This is a genomic window from Roseivivax jejudonensis (assembly GCF_900172265.1).
Classification (GTDB): domain Bacteria; phylum Pseudomonadota; class Alphaproteobacteria; order Rhodobacterales; family Rhodobacteraceae; genus Roseivivax; species Roseivivax jejudonensis.
Genome location: NZ_FWFK01000002.1, coordinates 21,506 through 43,130, shown reverse-complemented (window position 1 = coordinate 43,130; position 21,625 = coordinate 21,506). Strand labels below are relative to the sequence as shown.

Genomic DNA, 21,625 nt, shown 5'->3' with positions numbered 1-21,625 from the left:
CCCCGCGAGCCGAAGCTGCGGGGGCATCCGAATTTGCGCGATGGGTGCTGGCGATCAGGCCTTGGAGAGCCGCTCCGCCACGTTCTCCCAGTTCACGAGGTTGTCGAGGAAGTTCTGCAGGTACGCCGGGCGCTTGTTGCGGAAATCGATGTAGTAGGAATGCTCCCACACATCGACACCGAGGAGCGCGGTCTGGTCGAAGCACAGCGGGTTCACGCCGTTCTCGGTCTTGGTGACCTTGAGGCTGCCGTCCTTGTCCTTGACGAGCCACGCCCAGCCCGAACCGAACTGGCCGGCGCCGGCGGCGGAAAACTCTTCCTTGAACTTGTCGACCGATCCGAAGGCCTCGGTCAGCGCACTCTCCAGCTCGCCCGGAATGCCCTTCTGCTCGGGGCTCATCATTTCCCAGAACTGGTTGTGGTTCCAGTACTGCGAGGCGTTGTTGAAGATGCCGGACTGGGCCACCGCGTTCGGGTCGTAGGTGCCCTTGATGATTTCCTCGACCGGCTTGTTCTCCCACTCGGTGCCGGAGATCGCCTTGTTGCCGTTGTCGACATAGGCCTTGTGGTGGATGTCGTGGTGAAACTCGAGCGTCTCCGCCGACATGCCCTTCGGGGCGAGCGCGTCGTGGGCATAGGGAAGGTCGGGAAGTTCGAAAGCCATGACTGTCCTCGTGATTGGATGAAAATTTGATCGACTACGCCGAAAGTGATCCACGGTCACATGGGGTCAAGACCGCCGATCACAGGCGCGTCACGTGTCGTGAAATCAACGCGCCTCCCTGCGGCAGGTTCCCCGGCCGGTGAAGCGGTTGGCGTAGCCCGCCGGCGTGGCAGATATGGTCATCTGCAACGACCCTTTCTGCAGGGTCGCACGATAGATGAACCGGCCGACATAGTTGCCGCGCCCGTCGTTCGCGCGCAAGTCCCAGGCAAAGGTGATCCGCCGCGCGTTGTCCGCGACGATCTGCGCCTGCGTCGGGCCGCCGTTGAAGGTCAGGATCACCGGGTCGGACACCACCGCGGTGTCCGCGCCCTCCTCGTAGCCGACGAACAGGATCTCCGGGATCCAGTTGCCGGAGCCGAACTGGGTCAGTTCGCACAGGAGCGTCTCCGCCGCCTGCCCTTTCGCCGCGGCAAGGACGAGCGGCAGCGCGAGCAGGACGGACTTCATTGGACGAACCCTTCTTCCAAGACTGCCGGCGGACTATCGCGGTCCGCGCGGCAGGCCGCAACCCGGTGCGTCGCCGTTGGCGCCGCGACCGGGCCGCCTTGTCCTAGAAGTGATCGACCGCGCCCTCCGGGTGCGCCGCGTGCGACAACAGCGCGAAAACGTAGTCGGCGACAGAACGGAAGCACATCACCCGCAGTGTGCCGTCATTCGCGATCCAGAACGCCGCGGCCGCCTGCGCCAGACGTGAGCGCCGGACCATGCCCGCCGGGAACGCCTCGGGCCGCACGTCCGCGGGCGTGAGCTTGGCCAGGGTCTCGCGCAGCGAGGTCTCCGCGCCGGTGAGCACGAAGATCGCGCGCGCATCCGACATGTCGACGACAAGCGCATGCTCGTCGGCCGTCGCCTCGGCAAGCCGGGCGGCGAGGTCCGCCGCATCCTCGTAGGCGCAGAACAGCATCATCTCGTCCGGCGACATCCACGCCAGGGCGCGTCCGCCTTCCTCGACGATGCCGAGCGTGTCCGGCACCTCCAGCCCGGTCGCGTCCGCGACCGGCTGGGCGATGGTGTCGAGCGCGCCGCGCAGGGTAATCATGCCGGAGAGCCCCGCCTCCGCGACGGTCACGCGGCCCTCGTAGCGGGCCCCGGTCTTGGGCGACATGGCATCAAACATTCTGCTTCTCCCCTTCCGGATCGAAGAATACGGTGGAGACGATGCGGGCGCGCATGGTGCCTCCGGTCGTCCCGTCTTCGACGCGGGTGAAATCGATCTCTTCGCCCATGCGGTCCGGCCCGTCCTTCACGAGGCCCATCGCGATCCCCCGCTTGAGGGTCGGCGAGTAGTAAGTGGAGGTGACACGGCCCTGTGTGTTGCGCTGACCGTTGGCGTTGCGCCCATCGGCGATGGCATACGCCCCGTCCGGCAACACCGCGCCGTCGAGCGTCTCGAGGCCCACGAGCTTCCAGCGATCGGCAGAGGCCATGTGCGACCGCGCCTGCGCGCGCTTGCCGATGTAGTCCTCCTTCTTCTTCGAAATCGCCCAGTCGAGCCCGAGATCCTGCGGGATCACCGTTCCATCGGTCTCGTCGCCGATCATGATGAAGCCCTTTTCGGCCCGCATGACGTGCAAAGCCTCGGTTCCGTATGGCGTTACGCCGAACTCTTCACCTGCCTCGAGCAGCATGTCCCACAGCGCCCGTCCCCGGTTCGCGGGCACCGCGACCTCGAAGCTGAGTTCACCCGAGAACGAGATCCGGAACACCCGGGCCGGGATCCCGGCCAGCGTGCCGTCGCTCCAGCGCATGAAGGGCAGCGCCTCGGCCGACACGTCCATCCCGCCGAGCTTTTCCAGCACGGCGCGGGACTTCGGCCCGACGACGGCGATCTGCGCGTATTGCTCCGTCGCGTTGACGGTCCAGACCTTCCAGTCCCACCACTCGGTCTGGAGCCATTCCTCCATGTGACCGTGGATCCGGTCCGCGCCGCCCGTGGTCGTATGGACGAGGAACGTGTCCTCGGAGAGCCGCGCGACCACGCCGTCGTCCATCAGGAAGCCGTTCTCCGAACACATCAGGCCGTAGCGGCAGGCACCGACCTTCAGCGACGACATCATGTTGGTGTAGAGCATGTCGAGGAAACGGGCGGCATCCGGACCCTTCACGATGATCTTGCCAAGCGTCGACGCGTCGAGCAGGCCGAGGCCTCCGCGCGTGGCCGTGATTTCACGGGTGACGGCATCGTGCTTGGTCTCGCCCGACCTGGGGAAGCAGTAGGGCCGGCGCCAATGGCCGACCGGCTCCCAGGCCGCGCCCTGCCCGTCGTGCCAGTCGTGAAGCGGAGTCTTGCGGATCGGCTGGAACAGCTCGCCGCGCGCCTCGCCGGCGATGGCGGAGAGGGAAATCGGGGTATAGGGCGGACGGAACGTCGTCGTGCCGACCTGCGGAATATCCTCTCCCAGAGCCTGAGACAGAACGGCGAGACCGTTGATGTTGCTCAGTTTCCCCTGATCTGTTGCCATTCCGAGCGTGGTGTAGCGCTTGGCGTGCTCGACGCTTTCGAAGCCTTCCTGCGCGGCGAGCGCCACATCCGACACCTTCACGTCGTTCTGGAAGTCGAGCCATGCCTTTCGCCGCAGCGCGGGCTTGGCCGCCGCGGGCATCATCCAGACCGGCGCCAGCGGCGCCTCGTCGCGGGACGCGGCCCGCGGCATCTCGCTGGCGGTGCCGCCGCCGCCGGCGACGGCCGTGCCGCCCTCCCACGCGTCCGACAGCGCCTCGGCGAGCCCAAGATGCCCGTTGGCGGCGCCGACCGCACGCACCATCGCGTCTCCGTCCTGATCGCGCGGCGCCCGGGCACCGTCGGGACGGAACATCGCCTCGGTCGCGTCCCAGGTGAGCTTGCCCCCGGCATGGGACCACAGGTGCACGACCGGCGACCAGCCGCCCGACATCGCGACGCAGTCGCAGGGGATCATGTCGAGCACCCCGCCTTCGCCCGACTGGCGGCAGATGGCGACACCGGTCACCCGCTTGCCGCCCTTGACCTTGGCGATGCCGCGGCCGGCCAGCACGCGGATGCCCCGCGCGCGCACCGCATCCGCGAGGGCCCCGCCGCCGCCGTCGCGCGCATCGAGGATCGCGGGCACTTCCAGCCCGGCGTCATGCAGCGCAAGCGCCGTGCGGTAGGCGTCGTCGTTGTTGGTGGCGATCACCGTGCGCTGGCCAGTCGCGACGCCGTAGTTCACGACGTAGTCGCGCACCGCCGAGGCGAGCATCACGCCCGGGACGTCGTTTCCGGCAAAGGCCAGCGGCCGTTCGATCGCACCTGTGGCCGTCACGATCCGGCGCGCGCGGATCCGCCACAGACGGTGCCGCGGCGCCTCGGATCCCGGAACATGATCGGCCACGCGCTCGTAGGCGAGCGCATAGCCGTGATCGTACACGCCCGACCCCATCGTCCGCGTGCGGATCCGCACGTTGTCCATGGCCTTCAGAGCCGCGAGCGTCGCCGTCACCCAGGCCTCCGGCGCCATGCCGTCGATTTCGCCGCCATCGACGACGGCGCGCCCGCCCCAGTGCGGATCCTGCTCGATCAGCAGGACCTCCGCACCGGCCTCGCCCGCCGCCTTCGCGGCGGCCAGTCCGGCGACCCCGCCGCCGACCACCAGCACGTCGGTGTGGATGTAGAAATGCTCGTAGCGATCGGGATCGCGCGCGTCGGCCGCGGGCGCCCGTCCGAGCCCCGCCGAGCGGCGGATGAACGGCTCGTAGACATGTTTCCAGAACGGACGCGGATACATGAACATCTTGTAGTAGAAGCCCGCCGGCAGGAACCGCGAGAGCCAGGCGTTCACCGCCCCCACATCCGCCTCCAGCGTCGGCCAGTGGTTCTGGGAGGACAGCGCCGCGTCCTCGAAGAGCTCGGTGACCGTGGCGCGCTGGTTCGGCTCGAACCGGTCGCCGGTCCCCAGCCCAAGGAGCGCGTTCGGCTCTTCGGCGCCGCTGGCGACGACGCCGCGCGGCCGGTGATACTTGAAGCTGCGGCCCATCAGCATCCGGTCGTTGGCGAGCAGCGCCGAGGCGAGCGTGTCGCCGGCATGGCCCCGCAGATAGGTGCCGTTGAACGTGAAGCGGACCGAGGTCGAGCGGTCTATCAGGCGGCCGCCGGAGGACAGGCGATGGCTCATTGTGCGGGACCTTGCGATGGCGGAGACGGCGGATGCCTCCGGCGGGAGTATTTGGGCCAAGAAGAAGATCAGGCGGTGTCGGCGTCGGAGGCGTGCACGATCTCGGGCGGGGGCGCGGTGACCTGTGCGGGATAGGTGCCCAGCACTTCCATCGTCATCGTGTCGCGCGCGGCGTGGAACCACTTGCCGCAACCATGGGCGTGGCGCCACCGTTCGAGATGCAGTCCCCGCGGATTGCGACGCAGGAAGAGATACGCCTCGAAATCGCTGTCGGAGCTGTCCGGGCCGTGGCGGCGCAGATGCGCCTCGCCGCCGGGCGCGAGTTCGGTCTCGTCCGCGGCGACGCCGCAATAGGGACAGGTGAGGATCAGCATGGAAACGCCCCTTTCGACACGAAAAATCCCGGCCGCGCGCAAGGCGCGACCGGGACGATTGCAGGGTCGGGACGCGGCGTCGCCGTCAGGAACGACGGCCGCGTGACGGCACCGCAGGTGCCGAGATCAGTTGCCGCTTTCGGCGTCGGCGCCGGCAGATGCACCGCCGCCATCGGCCGACGCGCCGGCCGCGGCGTCGCCGCCGGCGGCATCGGATGCGCCGCCACCCTCGGCGGACGCGGCTGCGCCGGCGCCCTCGTCGTCGCCGCCGGCAGAGCCTTCGGCCGCGGCGTCCCCGCCATCGACCGAGATGGAGACGTCACCGCCACCGGACGCGGCTTCGCCGCCGCCCTCCGGCGCACTGCCGCCCCAGAACAGGAACGCGAGAATGCCCACGGCCACGACGAGGCCGCCGACGATGAACGCGAGCACGCCGGTGCCGCCGCTGCCGCGGCGTTCGACATGCGTCTCGCGCGTGTGGGTGTTCGGGGTCGTGTTGGGGTCGGACATGACGTTCTCCGCACAATGACTTGAGTTGGCGAAGAAACGCCGACCGCGGCGCGAAAGGTTCCGCGCCCGCCTGCGGGTCGGCAGAAGGCTGCCGGCACTGCCCCCCCGGTGGTCATCAGTGCGCGACCCCCGCCGCGACGCTCTCGTCGATGAACCTCCCCTCGCGGAACCGGTTCATGCAGAACTCGGCGGCGAGCGGTCCCGGCTCGCCCCGTGCCACCATCTCGGCCGTGGCCCAGCCCGAGCCCGGGATGGCCTTGAACCCGCCCGTGCCCCAGCCGCAGTTGATGAAGCAGTTGCCGAGCGGCGTCTTAGAGATGATCGGCGAGCGATCGCCGGTCATGTCCACGATGCCGCCCCACTGGCGCAGCATCTTGAGCCGCGAGATCATCGGAAAGGTCTCGATCAGCGCGCGCACGGTCTCCTCGATATGGTGGAAGGAGCCGCGCTGGGTGTAGTTGTTGTAGCCGTCGGCGCCGCCGCCGATCACCATCTCGCCCTTGTCGGACTGGCTCATGTAGCCGTGCACGGTGTTGGCCATGACCACCACGTCCATGCAGGGCTTGATCGGTTCGGACACCAGCGCCTGAAGCGCCACGCTCTCGATCGGCAGGCGAAAGCCCGCCATCTCGGCGAGGTGCCCGGAATGGCCCGCGACGACGATGCAGAGCTTGCCGCAGTCGATGGCGCCCTGCGAGGTCTCGACGCCGGACACCTGCCCGTTCTCGGAGCGCACGCCGGTCACTTCGCATTTCTGAATGATGTCCATGCCCATGTCCGAGCAGGCGCGCGCGTAGCCCCAGGCGACCGCGTCGTGGCGGGCCGTGCCGGCGCGCGGCTGCCACAGCGCGCCGAGGACCGGGTAGCGCGGACCCCTGAGCTCGATGATCGGGCACAGTTCCTTGACCCGCTCGGGCGAGATGAATTGCGTGTCGACGCCCTGCAGCGCGTTGGCGTGCGCGGTGCGCCGGTAGCCGCGCACCTCGTGCTCGGTCTGGGCGAGCATCATCACGCCGCGCGGGGAATACATGACGTTGTAGTTGAGATCCTGGCTCATCGTTTCGTAGAGCGAGCGGGCCTTTTCGTAGATCGCGGCCGAGGGATCCTGCAGGTAGTTGGAGCGGATGATCGTGGTGTTCCGCCCGGTATTGCCGCCGCCCAGCCATCCCTTCTCGAGGATCGCGACGTTGCGGATGCCGTGGTTCTTGCCGAGGTAGTAGGCGGTCGCGAGACCGTGCCCGCCGGCACCGACGATCACGACGTCGTAGCGCTTCTTCGGGCTCGCCTTGCGCCACGCGCGCTCCCACCCGGTGTGGCCGCGCAGCGCCTCGCGGGCGATGGCAAAAGCGGAATAATGCTTCATGTGGCGCCTCGATTCTGGGGGATTCCCTTGCCGGCCTGTTTGCACCCTTCGTGGCGGTGCTGCCTCGGTCGCAACCGTCACTCTGCGACGGATTCGCGACATGCGGACGAGGCAGATCGCCTCAGGCCACCATGGGCATTTGCCCTTTCGGCGCGCGCGAATGCGGCATACCTAGGCACAGGGCCACGATAGGGACGCGATGACGGGTTTTCTGATCCTGACGGGAGCGCTGGCGGCGCTGGTGGCGGCGCTGCTCGTGTTGGCACTCTTGCGCGGGCGACGCGACACGCGGGCAGGCGAGGCGTTCGACCTGCAGGTCTATCGCGATCAGCTGACCGAGGTGGAGCGCGACGCCGCACGCGGCACGATCGGGCCCGAGGAGGCGGAGCGGCTGCGCACAGAGGTCTCGCGGCGCCTTCTGGCGGCGGATGCGCGCGCTCGCGCGGCGCAGGACGGGGGCGGCCAGCCGGCTACGCTCGGGCTGGCGACAGCGGCGGTGATCGGGCTTCTGCTGATCGGCGGCGGCTACGGCCTCTATCTCAGCCTCGGCGCGCCGGGATACGGCGATCTTGGGCTGCGCACGCGCATCGCGCAGGCCGAGGCCGCCCGCGCCGAACGCCCGACCCAGGAAGAGGCCGAGGCGCAGGTGCCCGAGTCCGCCCCGCAGGAGCCGCCGAACGCCGAATACGCCGCGCTGGTGCAGCGGTTGCGCGGTGCGGTCGCGGAGCGACCGGACGACCTGCAGGGGTTCCGGCTCCTGGCCCGGTCCGAGGCCGCGCTCGGCAATTTCGACGCGGCCTGGCGCGCGCAGGAGCGGATCGTCACGCTGAAGGGCGATGACGCGACCGCGGCGGATTATGCCGACCTGGGCGACATGATGGTGCTGGCCGCGGGCGGCTACGTGTCGCCGGAGGCGGAGGCCGCGTTTTCCGAGGCGCTCGAGCGCGATCCGTCGAACGGTGCGGCGCGCTACTATGCCGGGTTGTCCTACGCCCAGACCGGCCGGCCCGACCGCGCCTTCCGCATCTGGGACACGCTCCTGCGCAACAGCCGCGCGGACGACCCGTGGGTGCCGCCGGTGATGAGCCAGATCCAGTCCGTCGCGTCGCGCGCCGGCGTGAACGATTACGTGCCGCCCGAACTGCCCGGCGGTGACTCCATCACCCCGCCCGGCCCCACGGAAGAGCAGATGCGCGCGGCCGAGGGCATGGACCCCGCCGCGCGCGACGAGATGATCCGTGGCATGGTCTCCCAGTTGTCCGACCGGCTCGCGACGCAGGGTGGCTCCGCCGCCGAATGGGCCCGGCTCATCACCTCACTGGTCAGGATCGGCGAGCGGGAGCGGGCCGCGACGATCTACGCGGAGGCGCAGCAGGTCTTCGCGCGGGATCAGGCCGGGCTCGAGCGCATCGAGGCCGCGGCCGAAAGCGTGGGGCTCGGGCAATGATCCACGACGAGATCGAGACCTTCGTGGCGGCCCTGCCCCGCAACGCCGCCGTGGCCGGACTCGACCTTGGCGAGCGGACCATCGGGGTCGCGGTGTCGGACCGCCGGCGCAGCGTCGCCTCGCCGCTCGAGACGATCCGCCGCAAGAAGTTCACCGCCGACGCGGAGCGGCTCGTTCAGATTCTCTCCGCGCGGGAGATCGCTGGCGTGATCCTTGGCCTGCCGCGCAACATGGACGGCAGCGAGGGCCCGCGATGCCAGTCGACCCGGGCCTTCGCGCGCAATTTCTCGCGGCTCTGGACCGGTCCGATCGGGTTCTGGGACGAGCGACTCTCGACCGTGGCGGCCGAACGCGCGCTGCTCGAGGCCGACACGTCGCGGGCCCGCCGCGCGCAGGTCATCGATCACGTGGCTGCGGCCGTGATCCTGCAAGGCGCGCTCGACCGCCTTATCCATCTCGACGGCATCGACCCGGAGGCGACATGAACGACGACGTCTGGTCCCGGAAGGAAGTGCAGAGCCCCTGCATCAAGGTTTGCGTGATCGAACCCGAATCGCGCCTGTGCACCGGCTGCCTGCGCTCGATCGACGAGATCGCGACCTGGAGCATGATGAGCCAAGAGGAGCGCAGCGCCGTCATGGCAGAGCTGCCGTCGCGGACCGATCGGCTGACCCGCCGGCGCGGCGGCCGCGCGGCGCGGCGGGCCGCGCGCCAGCGCGAATGACCGCTCGGCCGGTGTCGACCAGCCGCACGTGATCGGTCCCGAAGGCTGGGGCCGCCCCGCTCACGCGGGTGACGCAAGAAATATACACGCCGTGTCGCAGATGCGCATCGACGGCGTCCGGACCTATGGGCATGATGACGCCGTCGATCTGAACGGGGCTCGCGCCCGGGGCCGTGTCACCCGCCAGCGAAGACCTCTGCCTCGGGCCCGGCGGTCAGGGATAGCGCGACCACGACGTCTGACGGTGCGTCGCCCCTCTCGGCGGCGGCCGGGCCAGGTCTCTCAGTCTGGCCGGCCGCCGCCTCGGGCGCCGTTGCATCTCCGACCGGGACCGCGTCGTCGGTCCCCCCGGACACCGTGCTGCTGTCCTGCGCCCTGTCGGGCGCGTCCGTTCCGTCCGCGATGTCGTCGCCCTCGTCGCGAGCGACGACCGGCGCGGCGAGCAGGAACGGGAGCAGGGACAGCCACAGGGACATCGGCCAAGCTCCGGTCGGATTCGCGCCTCAGTCTTTGCCAGAAATCCAAGATGTTGTCTAAAACAACCTGACAGGCGTCCACATATGGAAATCAGTGCACCTGCATAGCGTGTATTGTCGCCGTGAAGCGACCAAATGCGGGTGGAAAATGCGGCAGAAGATCAGGCCGCGTCACGCTCCGCGCCCACTGCCGCGAGCGCCACGTCCAGACTCTCCGCCCCGGCATCGGGCCGAGTTCCGAGCTCTGACAGCGCGCGTCGCCACGCCCGGGCGCCCGGGCGCCCCGCAAACAGGCCCATCATGTGCCGCGTGACCTGGTGCGGTCGGCCGCCGGCGGCAACGTGGCGTTCCAGATAGGGCCGCATCGCCGCGACGATCTCTACCGGGTCCGGCGCGGGCCGATCCGCCCCGAAGATCCGCGCATCGGCCTCGGCGAGGATGTCCCACGGGCGCTGATACGCGGCGCGCCCGATCATCACGCCGAAGACTCCCCGCGCGAGGAACGCCTCCGCGTCCGCGAGCGTGCCGATCCCCCCGTTGATCGAGATCGCAAGCTCGGGAAACGCAGCGCCCATCTCCTCCACGAGATCGTGGTCGAGCGGCGGCACGTTGCGATTTTCCTTGGGCGACAGGCCCTGAAGCCACGCCTTTCGGGCGTGCACGATGGCGCGGTCTGCGCCCGCCTCCCGGATCCGTGACAGAAATTCGGGCAGTATCGCGCGCGGCTCCTGCTCCTCGACCCCGATCCGGCATTTCACCGTCACCGGTATCTCGACCGCCTCCCGCATCGCAGCGACGCAGCGCGCGACCAGATCGGGCGAGCGCATCAGAACGGCGCCGAACGTGCCAGATTGCACGCGGTCCGACGGGCAACCGACGTTGAGGTTGATCTCGGCATAGCCCCGCGCCGCGCCAAGGCGCGCGGCTTCGGCCAGTTCGGCGGGATCCGATCCGCCGAGTTGCAGCGCGACGGGGTACTCTTCGGGCGAGAAATCCAGAAGGTGCAAGGCGCCCCCTCGGACAAGCGCCGGAGCGGTCACCATCTCCGTGTAGAGCAACGCGTTGCGCGACAGTTGCCGGTGAAACACGCGACAATGCCGATCGGTCCAGTCGATCATCGGCGCCACGGACAGCCGTGCCGCCGTTGCAACGGCCTGTGCGGGGTCCGGGACTCCGGGCATGTGCGAGTCTGGGCGGTGCATGGACATGACGCGGACGAGTTGCTGTGTCGTGAAAGCGGCCGGATATCATGCCAGCGGCCGCGCGCCAAGCCGGCCAAGCCTGCCTGCGGCCCGCGTTCCGGTGGGTGTGGCGCCACACGCACCAGCTCTTTCTGCTTTCTCGGGGTCATGCCGCGCCAGCGTAGCCTGCCACGCCCGGATCGCGTCGTCGATATCGGCGCGCGTGAGGCGCGCACCGCCGGGACGCGCGCTGGCGGACGCCGCGCGGAACAGCGCGTTCCGGGCTGCGCCGGCGGCGAGTGAAGCGAGATCCGCGCCAGACATGCCCTCGGTATCGGCGGCGACCGCCCGCAGATCGACCGCGCGCCAAGGGCCGTCCGGCCAGGTGATGCGCGAGGATCGCGGCCCGCGCGGCGCTATCGGGCATCGGACAGGCGACGGTGACATCGATGCGGCCGGACCGGAGCAGCGCGGGATCGAGCCCCTCGACGCTGTGAGCCGTGACCGCCACGACACCGCCATCCTCGAGCCGGTCAATCCCGTCGACGAGATATCGAATGCATTCCGGATGCCGCGGCGCGAGCGAGTCGATCGCGTCAAAGACCAGGAGCGTTCCGGCGTCTTGCCGCGCGGCGTCAAAACGATCTGCGATCATCTGCGCCGCGTCCGTGGCGTCGAGCGCAAGGAAGTCCGCCGGCGTGACGGTGACACGCCGCAGGCCGGCCTCCTTGGACAGCGCGTTGATGAGCAGCGTCTTGCCGCAGCCGGGCGGACCGACGAGCAGGATGCCCCGCGCCGGACGTGCGCCGAGCCGGCGGCCGAGTTCGGGCGTTCGGCGCGGCCGCAGCACCGCGCGGTCGAGCGCCGCTTTTGCCACGTCGAGGCCCCGCAGGTCGGCCCAGGGCATCGCTGCCGGCTCGGCGCCTCCTGCGACGCTGTGAGGACGAATGTCGGACAGCGCCTGGTCCACGTCCGCTTGGGTCAGGACGATGTCGTCCACGGCCGACCGAGCTTCGGCGTATTCCGCGCAGCATACCCGATCGAACGCCGCGAGCGCGGCATCGCGCAGCAGCTGCATGATCTCCCCGGCCGTGAAGCCATCGGTCGCATCCGTCAGCGCCTCGAGGTCGAGGTCCGGATCGCATTGCGTGTCGCACAGGCCGGCGACCAGAATGTCGCGCCGGTGGCGGCGGCCCGGCGGGGCGAGGACGATCTCGCGTTGGAACCGACCGGGGCGTCGCAGAGCCGGATCGAGCCGCGCGGGGTCCGACGTGGTCGCGAGCACAACGACGCGGGCGTCCGGAGCGAGGCCGTCGATCAGGGTGATGAGCTCCGCCGCCGCCGCGCGACGGCGTCGGCCGCTGGTCGCAAGCGCGTCGATCTCCTCGATCAGGAGGATCGCCGGTGCATGGGCAATCGCCGCGTCGAAGACCGTGCGAAGCATCGCGCCGCCGTCGCCGAACGGGGCGTCACCGATCTCGGTCGCGGGCAGGCTCAGGAATCGCGCGCCGGCGCGTGCTGCGAGGCTGCGCGCCATGCGGATCCGGCCGCTGCCGCTTGCTCCGCTCAGCAGCCATCCCCGAGGCTGGACCAGGCCCAGCCGCGCCGCGGCCTCGGGCCGCAACAGAGGCCCTGCCACGCTCTGCATGGCCTCGGCGACGTGGGCGCGCACCCCCCAACGCCGCTCGTCGTCCGGGTCCGGCGTTTCTGCCACCACGCAGCGCGCCGCGTCCCCGACAAGGCCGGCGTTGGCGGGGCGGCAGGCGGCTACCTCCGCGCGCAGCGTCCCGCCAGCCGGGGTCGCGAGGGTCAGGACGTCGCCGTCGCTCAATGCCATGTCGACGAGGCTGTCGCGCAACGAGCCGGGGTCTGGCGCGCCGGCTGCTTCGAAGCGCAATGCGACGCTCGACAGTGGCCGCAGCTCTGCCGGATCGACAGTCACGGAGTCGCCGTCCACAACGCCCGCGTTCGTCGCGATATCGCCGTCGAGGAGAACGGCGTCATCGGCCATTGTCGCGGCGATCACCCGTCCGTACGTGACCGATGCGCCCGCGATACGGACCGTATCACCCGGTTGCAGGCGCCCGAGCGTCAGCGCGGCGCGCCCCAGACCGACAAGGCCGCGACCGGGTCGCGAGAGGCAGGTCGCGCGAAGGGTTTGGGCCTTCGCCCCGGATTCCGTCGTGGGCTGTGCGGTCCCCCGCGTCATCGAGCAGCTGGCGGAAGATCGGCCGCCACGTGCAGGATTCCATTGCGAAGCGTGACCGACAGATCCTCGGGCAAGATTGCGTCCGGGAAGGCGATTGCGCCGCGCGCGCGGCGCTCGGGCCGCACGACCTCCACGATCAGGGTGCCGTGGCGCGCGGACAGCCGGATATCACCGGCCCGAACGCCGGGCAATTCGGCACAGGCCGACCACCTACCGCGATCGACAAGGACGGACGCCGCGATCGGGTCCGGTCCGGGCCGGGTTTTCGGACGCCTCGGCCAACTATCATCGTGTCCAATGCCGGACCTACCATGCGCGCGAGGCTGAATGGCCTCGCGCACGGCCTCTTCGGCGGAAATCCGGTCGAGCACGACAGACAGCGGTTGGCCCAACGCCCAGAGCGGTGGACCGGTCGCACCACTTGCCGCGGGCGTCGCGGGAGGGCCGAGGCTCGTCATGCGCGTGCCCTGCCGGTGGCAAAACCGCTGCGCGGCGATGCGGTCGGCCATGGCCCGGCCACACTGACGGAATCCCGGCCCGCGCCACACGACCACGCCCGAAAGACGGCAGCCAGTGCCGTGCACACCGCTCGCATGGAATGACTGGAAACAGGGGCCAAGAGCACAATCCTCGCACGTCGAACGCCGCAGAACGCTAGCGCGATTCGGCTTCCTCTCTGGTTAATCCGCTCTCTCCGCGCGCCGTGATGGATGCCGCAGGCGATCTGGCGGGACGCGCTCCGCCTGCGCGGAAGCCGCCCTGTCAGGCCGTCGCGAAGAGCGGCGTCGACGCCGCGATGGCCCAGGCAAGCGCGACGCCCTGCCCCAGCGCGGCGCCGTCGCGGCGACCCCGCATGCCCGCCCAACGGGCGATGGAGCCGTGTACGAGCACGAACAGCACAAGGACCGGCAATATGGTGAACAGAAGCCCGACGCTCGTCGGCCGGAGCGCCATCGCCGCGCCGAGCGCGAGCAGCAGCGGCAGGCGCAACAGGAGCCGCGCCGGAATTCCGCGCCCCTCCACGAGCGCCCGGTCGGCAAGACCGACGACGAGCGTCGCGGGCAGGAGAGCGACCATCAGCGGCAGACGCGGCCCGGCCGGCACGAAGGCCGCCCCGTAGCGGTCGAGCGCGAGGCCGAAGACCCCGAGACCCCACAGGATGACGAAACCGGCAGCCGCCACGTCCGGCCACCCGAGGCGCAGCCGAGGCCGCAGGATCGCAAGCGCGCCGGTCCCCCACAGAAACAGGCCGAGCGCCAGCCCGCCAAAGCCGGCGGACCCGCCGACCGGTAGCGCGCTCATCGCCGCGAGCGCCGCCACCGGCGCGGGCAGGGCCGCGGCCATCGCCGCGCGCCGCAGCGGCGCCGGCGCGCCGTCGCGCGCACCGCGCGGAAGCATCGCCGTCAACGGCCAGGCCAATGCCAGGATCGCAGCCAGCAACACCGCGATCCACGGGCCGGTCCGCGCGAGATCCGGCACGGGGCCGAACCAGTCCGCAACCGCGCGCAGCGTCGCCGGCGACCAGAGCACGCCCACATGCCCGACGCGTGGCGCGACGACCGCGCGGCGCTCCACGGCCCCGTCCCGCGCGACATCGCCCGGCGCCACGGGCTCGACCTGCGCCACCGCGGTGCGCGCCACCTCGCGCAGCCGTGTCTCGCGCGCACCGGACACGACGAGAAGCCGTTGCGGATGCGTGGGGCTCAGCCGATCGGAATACATGGAGATCGCCGCGACCCCGGTCACCCCGTCGAGGTCAGCCGCGGCGCGGACGATCACGTCGGTCGCCATCGAGTGTCCGACCAGCGCCACCGGCGCGATCCCCGTGCGCGCCCGTGCGGCCTCTGCGATCGCGCGGGTCTGGCGCACGAGATCGGCGGTCGTCCCGGTCAGACGCGTGATGTCGGGCGACAACCGTCCGGGGTGGCGGCCGTGCCCGGGATAGTCGAAGGCCACAACGACGTGACCCGCGCGCGCGAGGGTCAGCGAGATCGCCTCCATCATCTGCCGCGACCCCGCGAAGCCGTGCGAGACGAGCACGAGCTGTCCCCCGGACCCGGGCGCGCGGTAGATCGTCGCCGGCGTGCCGTCGAGCCGCACCGCGTCGCGGTCGATCCCGGCGCGCGCCTGCTCCAGCTGCCAGATCGACAGGAGTGCCAGCACGGCAGCCAGCGCGGCGGTCACGGCCTTGATGTGGCGACGGATCATGCCGGCCAATATCGTCCCGAACCGGCACCGGTCCAGCGCCGCTGCGGACGCAGGGCCCCCTGCCCGATCAGCCGCCCGGCTCCGCGCCGCCTGCGACCGGTGAAACAGTCAGACACGGCAAAACAGTGCGCAAGAATGCACGCCTGCGATTCGCCTTCCTTATTTCATCATTATTATCAATTACTTAATCGCGCATCCGCGCCGAAAAACGCCAATGCGTGCGCAAACCGTAAAAGCATGCGCAGGCTTATACTGAACTTCTCCCCTGCTCTGCGCCATGCGCAGACACGAAAAAACCCGCGCCGAAGCGCGGGTTCATTCAAGGGTCTGGAGCTTATGATGCGGCTAGCCGATCGCTGTCTGGAACGGCTTGTCCGGCCGGAACATCGTCTCGTAGCCCTCATGGGTGAACGGCGTGGCGATCTGGTTCATCTGCGTTTTTGCCACCCAGTTATCCGTGAAGTGCTGCCAACTCAGGGTTTCGCACCCGGCTTCGACGGCCCTCGCGGTCGTCTCGATAACCATGTTGATGAGCAGCCCCCACCGGAAGGCAGCGGCAGTGGCGAGCCGGTGATAGAACTCATGGCTGACGATCTCATCTTCAACGGCCAGACCGTTCTTCAAGGCGTAGCTGCCCACGATCTCGTGGACGACTTCGTAATTGTTCGGAAGGTCGATTTTTTCGAAATGAAGGTAGGTCACCTTGGAATAGACCTGATCCAGCGACCTGACGTGAGGGGCGAGCTCGGGAACGCCCGACATGATCAGCATCAGCGGCCAATCATGCGACTTCAGCAGGGTCTTGAAGCTGTCGAGGATGGTCTCGCGGTCGTTGTCCGACTTACCCGCGAAGATGTGCTGCGCCTCGTCGTAGTAGACTCCGATGATGCCCTGGGCCCGGGCCTGGAACGCGACGCGCTCCCAGATCTCGCTCTGTGTCAGCCGCGCTCTCTCGGAGAGGGAGTAGCCCATCGCCTTCAAGGTCTTGCGTCCGAGGTCCTTCCAGCCGCCCTTCCGGTCAAGAAGACAATGGACAACGCGTGCCGGCTTTCCGTCGGGCAGCGGAAGCTCGTCCCCATTGAACTCGTCGAGCATCTTGGTGATTTCCCGGGTTTTGCCGGTCCCACTCAGGCCCGTGACGACGAGGATTTCGGCCTCGAACCGGGCGGACCCCCGCAGCCTACCGACGTGCCGACTGAGGAGATCACTGAACGACTTGCGGAGCGTGCTCCCGCGGTCGAGCGGATAGTGAAGGCCGTTGTTGGCGTTCGCGGCCTGGGCGACGGCTTCGTTTAGGAACGAACTCACAGCATGCTCTCCTTGATTGGCTTGAAACTTGCCTGCCCCGACTTGGAGGGCTTCTTGTCCCCGATGCCCTGATCAGGCGCACCAGATTTCTTAACCTTGAAGACGTGATTGCCCGAGGAGCGATCCGTTACCTGGCCAGGCGGCGCGGTCGGCCCCGTGATACCGGTCGGACGCATCTCCACCTGCGCGAGCCGGTCAGCCCGCCGCCTGAGCTTGTCCATGGTCTGGTAATTCGAGGGATCGCGCGAGTCCGGGAAGAAACCCGACTCCTGTGCGAAGCGCTTCCGCACTTCATGAAGGTGGCGATCATGAAGTTCCTGCGCCTTCGGATCACGCCGACAGGCTGCTTCCATGACTTCGATGGCTTCCTCGAGGGTCAGATCCTGCAGAGCGGTCATTCTGAGGTCGACCTCGATGACCTTGTCATGCTTTTCAGCTGTGACGTATGCCTTCCGAAGATCATCCGGATCCATGTGGATCGTGACACGCTTCGACGTGCCCCCGGCATACCGCTGGAGTTCGGTCGAATTGAACGGGAGGTAGAACGCCAGCACGCCTTCGGACGTTGTGCTGGCCTGCGTCTTCACGCCGAGGTGCAGACAGCGTCGCATTTGCGAAGGCGCGTCGATTCCCCCATAAACGGAGACGGCTTCCTCGAGCTTTTCCCAAGGCGTGGCATTGAACATGCCTGTGCCACGGTGCTCGCTATGCGAGTAGTCGTCGACGAGGAAGCGGGTAATAATCCCGTAAAGCTGATCACGTGTGAGTTTCGCGGACTTTTTCGGCTCGTAGCCCTCAAGTTCTCCGGGCCGGCTGCCGGTGTATCCCGGGAGGAAATTCAGGACCTGCCACTGCATGGTTCCGAACGCCCGCTCAACGCAGGGCTTGTCGGTCGCATGGTAGGCGCGGCCGAGTTCGACCACTGTCCCCATGCCTAGCTGGCTGGCGTAAATCGCGCCGTTGCGCGTTGCGCTGCCATTATCTGCCGTTGCCATTGCGATATGGACCGCCGGCGCCGGATCCCGCTTGCACTCGTAACGAACCTTTTCCCGGGTCTTGTCCCGCGTCGCCATGCGCAGCAGAGCCTGGCTGTGATCGGCATCGGCCGTCTCGGCGATGATCGATGCGAGCGGGAGGTGCGTCGCCACGTCGAACATCGCGTGAAGCCACAGTCTCCGGATTTCGTTTTCTGCCAGGTCCTCATCGACCTCATTCGGGTTGATGACGCGCGACCTGACTGCACCGCTGTCATCCGTGAAGATCGACAAATAGACTTGATCAATCTCGGCCTTTTCGCCGTACATCAAGGCTCGGACGTCGGTCGACCCTGCTCCCTTGAGGTTCGTCGCATGCCGCACTCCGCTTCGACCGATCGCCTTAACCACCTCGGACATCGCCTTGATACGGGCACGAATTGTGGTGATCGACGGAAACTTGAAGCCGTCGGCGATCTGCTCGGGGGGGACATGGAAAACCGGCTTTGCGTCCTCGACTAGCGTTGCCAGCGTCGGCTTCTCGACCCGGTTCCACTGCTCGATAATGTAGTCGATGAAGCGCTCCTGGAGGTAGCTGAGGCGCTCAGCTGGCCGTCCCTTCAAATGATCTCGATCGATCAGGGCAACCGGGTTCCGACCATAGCGATGGTAATTCTGCCGATACCGCGCAAGCGTGCGTCCCTGCGGGCACTGGAAAAGCCGCTTGAACTTTCCCCCACGTGCGGCCTCAATGAACTTCCTGCCCTTCGACAGCTCGGTCGCGCGGTTCAGTAGAGTGGAGCGGAGTGCGCCCTTCTCGCTGATGCTCCGTTGCGTCAAGCGCAAACCTTCGGCTTCGAGTTCGTCCATCGCCGTGACGATCGCGAGGCGAGCTCTCACCGTGTCCTGCTGCTCCGGTGACAATTGCTCGAAGATTTCCAAGCCGCCGGTGAACTTGACCAATGCCTCGCGCACCTCGGCGTCCGCTGGCTTGATGACCTCGCAGACCCGTTCCTTGATGGCGCTGTCGACGCGGGCATAAGAGAGAGTGAGGCACTCGCCATCTTCTACGCCTTCCACGGCGTAGCCGTACTCTTCGCGGCCGGTGACCAGCCAGTGACGCCCCTCCAGAACAAGGCGTGATCCCGAAGGAACCTTATAGAGGGGCGTGCTTGTCACGCGTTCAACTCGATGCGGGAGTGGACGCCAATCACAGCATGCCAGTCTGCCCGCAGGATCCGACGACCGAGGAGCCTCAAAGCAGCGCCGAAGGCACGCGGTGAGCGCAGGTCGCTCTTTTTGATGAGATCCTGAAGCAGCCAGTAATTGGTCGTCCGTGCGGCCTCTTCGAGCCGCTCATCGGCGTCAGCGTCCTCCTCCGCGGATGCTTCCCAGATCCGGCGCAGATTGTCGCGGTAAGCTCTCGTAAAGTGGTCACCGTTCACGACGATGGCCTCGTCCGCGAAATCCTCAGGGATCGCGTTGAAGATGTCCTCGATCTCGTCTTGCGTCTTGCGCTTGGAAAGGCTGTCGCCGTTCCGGACAAATACCGCGCGCCGAAGCCCGTCGTCGAAGGTCAATCTCATGTCGAAGTGATGGGACCGGCGCTTTTGGCTCGTGCGGCACCAGTAGCGCACCGGCGGGAGCTGGACTTCCAAGCCGAAAACGCTCGGGTCCAACAGCGCATCGAGGGCGACAGCGAACTCGGACTTGCTCTCGAAATGGAAGACCTTCGGGACCCCGTTTGTCGCCGGCAGCGCGAACGTCGCCGAGACACGGCTCGAGACGGTGCTGCGGGTCATCGGGTTCCGGCAACCGTCGTACGGCAGAACCCCATGGATAGGGGCGACTTGAAGCGCCGGCTTCTTTCCCGTCGGGTGGCGGCCCGTTTCCTCGTCCAGGAAATAGGACATGACTTCCTCCTTCCCGGACCGCACGCGCTCCGGGGTAGCGATTTCCTTCACAGGACCTGGGATCGCGCTTGTCCGGACCGTTCTCGGCCTCTACCGTGACAAGTGTTACTGGGGCGATCAGGCCCTTTACTCATGGGCGCGCCGGTATGGCGCGCCTTTTTTCTTTCGTCATTGCGTCAGCCGAAGTCTGCCGGCCGCCCACGATAGGTCTTCGCAGTCCGTGAAAATCCAAAAGAAGAACTTCGCAGGCCTTGTTGATTCTGGGGCAAGAGGAGTCAATCATCTGTTTTTGTTGCGAAAAAATGAGAGACTGACGATCTCGCGTGGACCTCTTTGACGAGACTACGCCCGCGCCTCACGGCGCTGTGATCGCCCTCCCTTCGTTTGGTGGCGATCCGAACGTCAAACCTGTATCCGCGATTCAAAGAATGATGGCCGGGAGGGTCAGCTTCGGCGACGGACGTTCAGTCCTCGCCTGCTTAGACGACGACGCGATGACCTGACCGAACGAAGTGCGACAAACCACCTGACAGGAGAGAACCTTGCCCCACCTTTCGGCAGCGCAAACCGATACCGACAGCATCAATCGATACTACGCGGAGTGCGAAGCCAGCGGCGAACCTTACGTTCTCTGTCTTTATAGGCGGACGCAGGCCGACGTCCGGTTCGATTACATCAGCCTTGGCGTGGAGCAGACCAAGGCTCTCGACTAGCACGCCGAGGAGATCCGTGGCGCCGTCGACGAGATCTACAACAAATACCCGCACAAGTGGGCCGTCCCCGCGAAGGGGCCGAAGCTGATCGAGATGCGTGATCTTGCCCGAGAAGATGCGGAAGCAGCTGCCGCCGAACTTCATGCCTACTTGTCGAGGTTACTCAGCCAGTCCACGGATTCCGCCTGATAGGCACCAGCGCTCCTAGGTCAATCTGAGCGCTGGGCTCCGGTTTCGCGTAGACAAAGAGTGGGAATGACAACAGTCCGCCTGCGGACATTCGCACGAACCCCGCCAGCGAATTCGTGCGGACGTTCAGCGCGGTCTGAAGGCCATGACGCGCGCGGGCGGCATTATTACGTCTTTGGAGCGTATACAGCTTTCTCATGGCGGCTGCGCCTTCCGCCACCCGCTTGCGCCACGGAATATCTCGCTAGATCGAGGACATCGAGCTCAAGTCTGGCGAGTTAAAAGGATGGCAGGCAACTTCCTCCTTTTGTGCCCGCGATCCTTTCCTACCTGCCAGATCCAGCATCGCCTTTACCGGCCATCCAGCGCTCATATTTGTGGATAGCCTTCTCGAGCAGGCCACCACGGATTCGCGCTTCTTTTGCTCGGGCGCAGGACGGCCGAGGGGGAAAAGGTGGCGGAGGAGCTTCGTGCCACAGGCGCCGCCGCCCATTTTCTCGCGACGGACCTGCGGGACCCGGCCGCCTCAAGCAAGGCGGTGGAGGCCGCAATCGAGATTTTCGGCCGGCTGGATGTCGTGATCAACAATGCGGGCGTCCTGATACAGGGCACCGCCGAGGACACGTCGGATGCCGACTGGGACCACATCATGGATGTCAATCTCGGAGCAGTGTTCCGGCTGTCGCGCGCGGCCATACCGGCGCTCAGGGCGCACCGCGGCTGCATCGTCAACATCGCGTCAGACTGGGCGCTGACCGGGGCGCGCGGCGCGGTGGCTTACGCGGTCTCGAAGGCCGCGGTCGCACAGCTGACGAGATGCATGGCCCTCGATCGCGCCGCCGACGGGATCCGCGTGAACGCGGTCTGTCCCGGAGACACGGACACGCAGATGTTGACCGCCGGTCTGAGCGGCACGGCGCGCGCCGAGGCACTCGCGGTATTCGGCGCATCGGTCCCATTGGGTCGCGTCGCCACGCCAGTCGACATCGCGCGCGTGACGGCGTTTCTCGCGTCGGAGGGGGCTGCCTACATGACAGGGGCGCTGGTGCCGGTCGATGGCGGCGCGACCGCCGGTTGAGAACGATCGACGGCGGCGGTGCGGCCACTGAGGGAACCAGCCGGAACTTTTGGACCTGATAGAACAAGCTCTTGCAGCAATCCAAGGCCCGCACAGATCGCT

Annotated in this window: 19 protein-coding genes and 2 pseudogenes; 5 read left to right on the top strand and 16 right to left on the bottom strand. The window is 67.6% G+C overall.

From position 1 onward, the window contains the following. Nucleotides 1-54 precede the first annotated feature (54 nt). The 7 genes from ROJ8625_RS05275 to ROJ8625_RS05245 form a co-directional block, all read right to left on the bottom strand. Nucleotides 55-663, bottom strand: coding sequence for a superoxide dismutase (locus ROJ8625_RS05275; RefSeq protein WP_085790841.1), 609 nt, complete (start codon nt 661-663; stop codon nt 55-57). Between the two features lie 105 nt (nt 664-768). After that, a complete protein-coding gene (locus tag ROJ8625_RS05270) occupies nt 769-1,173 on the bottom strand; it encodes a hypothetical protein (protein ID WP_085790840.1) in 405 nt (134 codons plus the stop codon). Nucleotides 1,174-1,276: 103 nt separating this feature from the next. After that, nucleotides 1,277-1,843 (bottom strand): sarcosine oxidase subunit gamma, encoded by a 567-nt coding sequence (locus tag ROJ8625_RS05265; RefSeq protein ID WP_085790839.1) that lies wholly within the window; start codon nt 1,841-1,843, stop codon nt 1,277-1,279. Further along, entirely contained in the window at nt 1,836-4,856 is a 3,021-nt protein-coding gene (locus ROJ8625_RS05260) for a sarcosine oxidase subunit alpha family protein (protein ID WP_085790838.1), read from the bottom strand. Before ROJ8625_RS05260 ends, ROJ8625_RS05265 begins: the two co-directional genes overlap by 8 nt. Before the next feature lie 68 nt (nt 4,857-4,924). Further along, nucleotides 4,925-5,230: a sarcosine oxidase subunit delta gene (locus ROJ8625_RS05255; protein ID WP_085790837.1), complete on the bottom strand. Its 306-nt coding sequence runs from the start codon at nt 5,228-5,230 to the stop codon at nt 4,925-4,927. Between the two features lie 126 nt (nt 5,231-5,356). Beyond that, the gene (locus ROJ8625_RS05250) at nt 5,357-5,740 is read right to left on the bottom strand and encodes a hypothetical protein (RefSeq protein WP_085790836.1); all 384 of its coding nucleotides are present in this window, start codon (nt 5,738-5,740) and stop codon (nt 5,357-5,359) included. A 115-nt stretch (nt 5,741-5,855) separates the two neighbouring features. Then, nucleotides 5,856-7,103, bottom strand: a complete 1,248-nt coding sequence (locus ROJ8625_RS05245; RefSeq protein WP_085790835.1) for a sarcosine oxidase subunit beta family protein — start codon at nt 7,101-7,103, stop codon at nt 5,856-5,858. A gap of 199 nt (nt 7,104-7,302) precedes the next feature. Between ROJ8625_RS05245 and ccmI the strand changes: the two genes are divergently transcribed. Genes ccmI through ROJ8625_RS05230 form a run of 3 tightly spaced genes read left to right on the top strand, consistent with a single transcriptional unit; the run spans nt 7,303 to nt 9,274 of the window. Next, complete coding sequence (gene ccmI / locus ROJ8625_RS05240) at nt 7,303-8,550, top strand: c-type cytochrome biogenesis protein CcmI (RefSeq protein WP_085790834.1); 1,248 nt, start codon at nt 7,303-7,305, stop codon at nt 8,548-8,550. After that, nucleotides 8,547-9,035 (top strand): Holliday junction resolvase RuvX, encoded by a 489-nt coding sequence (gene ruvX / locus ROJ8625_RS05235; RefSeq protein ID WP_085790833.1) that lies wholly within the window; start codon nt 8,547-8,549, stop codon nt 9,033-9,035. The genes ccmI and ruvX overlap by 4 nt, the downstream gene beginning before the upstream one ends. Beyond that, the gene (locus ROJ8625_RS05230) at nt 9,032-9,274 is read left to right on the top strand and encodes a DUF1289 domain-containing protein (RefSeq protein ID WP_085790832.1); all 243 of its coding nucleotides are present in this window, start codon (nt 9,032-9,034) and stop codon (nt 9,272-9,274) included. The genes ruvX and ROJ8625_RS05230 overlap by 4 nt, the downstream gene beginning before the upstream one ends. A gap of 176 nt (nt 9,275-9,450) precedes the next feature. Here ROJ8625_RS05230 and ROJ8625_RS05225 read toward each other — a convergent pair whose 3' ends face one another. The 9 genes and pseudogenes from ROJ8625_RS05225 to ROJ8625_RS05190 all read right to left on the bottom strand — a co-directional run bounded on the left by ROJ8625_RS05225 (nt 9,451) and on the right by ROJ8625_RS05190 (nt 19,543). Next, the gene (locus tag ROJ8625_RS05225; RefSeq protein ID WP_085790831.1) at nt 9,451-9,750 is read right to left on the bottom strand and encodes a hypothetical protein; all 300 of its coding nucleotides are present in this window, start codon (nt 9,748-9,750) and stop codon (nt 9,451-9,453) included. 161 nt (nt 9,751-9,911) lie between these two features. Beyond that, entirely contained in the window at nt 9,912-10,931 is a 1,020-nt protein-coding gene (dusA, locus tag ROJ8625_RS05220; protein WP_085790830.1) for a tRNA dihydrouridine(20/20a) synthase DusA, read from the bottom strand. A 66-nt stretch (nt 10,932-10,997) separates the two neighbouring features. Next, nucleotides 10,998-11,255, bottom strand: coding sequence for a hypothetical protein (locus ROJ8625_RS21565; protein WP_370738467.1), 258 nt, complete (start codon nt 11,253-11,255; stop codon nt 10,998-11,000). A 115-nt stretch (nt 11,256-11,370) separates the two neighbouring features. After that, nucleotides 11,371-12,579: pseudogene (locus tag ROJ8625_RS05215) on the bottom strand (AAA family ATPase); the annotation flags it as partial. 557 nt (nt 12,580-13,136) lie between these two features. Further along, complete coding sequence (locus ROJ8625_RS20600) at nt 13,137-13,649, bottom strand: Hsp20/alpha crystallin family protein (protein ID WP_143535052.1); 513 nt, start codon at nt 13,647-13,649, stop codon at nt 13,137-13,139. Nucleotides 13,650-13,902: 253 nt separating this feature from the next. Then, a complete protein-coding gene (locus ROJ8625_RS05205) occupies nt 13,903-15,348 on the bottom strand; it encodes an alpha/beta hydrolase (RefSeq protein WP_085790827.1) in 1,446 nt (481 codons plus the stop codon). Between the two features lie 345 nt (nt 15,349-15,693). Beyond that, nucleotides 15,694-16,656, bottom strand: coding sequence for an ATP-binding protein (locus tag ROJ8625_RS05200; RefSeq protein WP_085790826.1), 963 nt, complete (start codon nt 16,654-16,656; stop codon nt 15,694-15,696). Then, nucleotides 16,653-18,809: a TnsB C-terminal domain-containing protein gene (locus tag ROJ8625_RS05195; protein WP_234984177.1), complete on the bottom strand. Its 2,157-nt coding sequence runs from the start codon at nt 18,807-18,809 to the stop codon at nt 16,653-16,655. The genes ROJ8625_RS05200 and ROJ8625_RS05195 overlap by 4 nt, the downstream gene beginning before the upstream one ends. Further along, nucleotides 18,806-19,543, bottom strand: a complete 738-nt coding sequence (locus tag ROJ8625_RS05190; RefSeq protein ID WP_085790824.1) for a hypothetical protein — start codon at nt 19,541-19,543, stop codon at nt 18,806-18,808. The genes ROJ8625_RS05195 and ROJ8625_RS05190 overlap by 4 nt, the downstream gene beginning before the upstream one ends. Nucleotides 19,544-20,085: 542 nt before the next feature. Between ROJ8625_RS05190 and ROJ8625_RS20945 the strand changes: the two genes are divergently transcribed. Together ROJ8625_RS20945 and ROJ8625_RS05185 are read left to right on the top strand one after the other, a co-directional pair. Beyond that, nucleotides 20,086-20,256 carry a hypothetical protein gene (locus ROJ8625_RS20945; RefSeq protein ID WP_159456727.1) on the top strand — a complete coding sequence of 57 codons (171 nt, stop codon included), beginning with the start codon at nt 20,086-20,088 and terminating at the stop codon, nt 20,254-20,256. 601 nt (nt 20,257-20,857) lie between these two features. Then, a pseudogene (locus ROJ8625_RS05185) lies at nt 20,858-21,523 on the top strand (SDR family NAD(P)-dependent oxidoreductase); the annotation flags it as partial. Nucleotides 21,524-21,625: the final 102 nt, after the last annotated feature.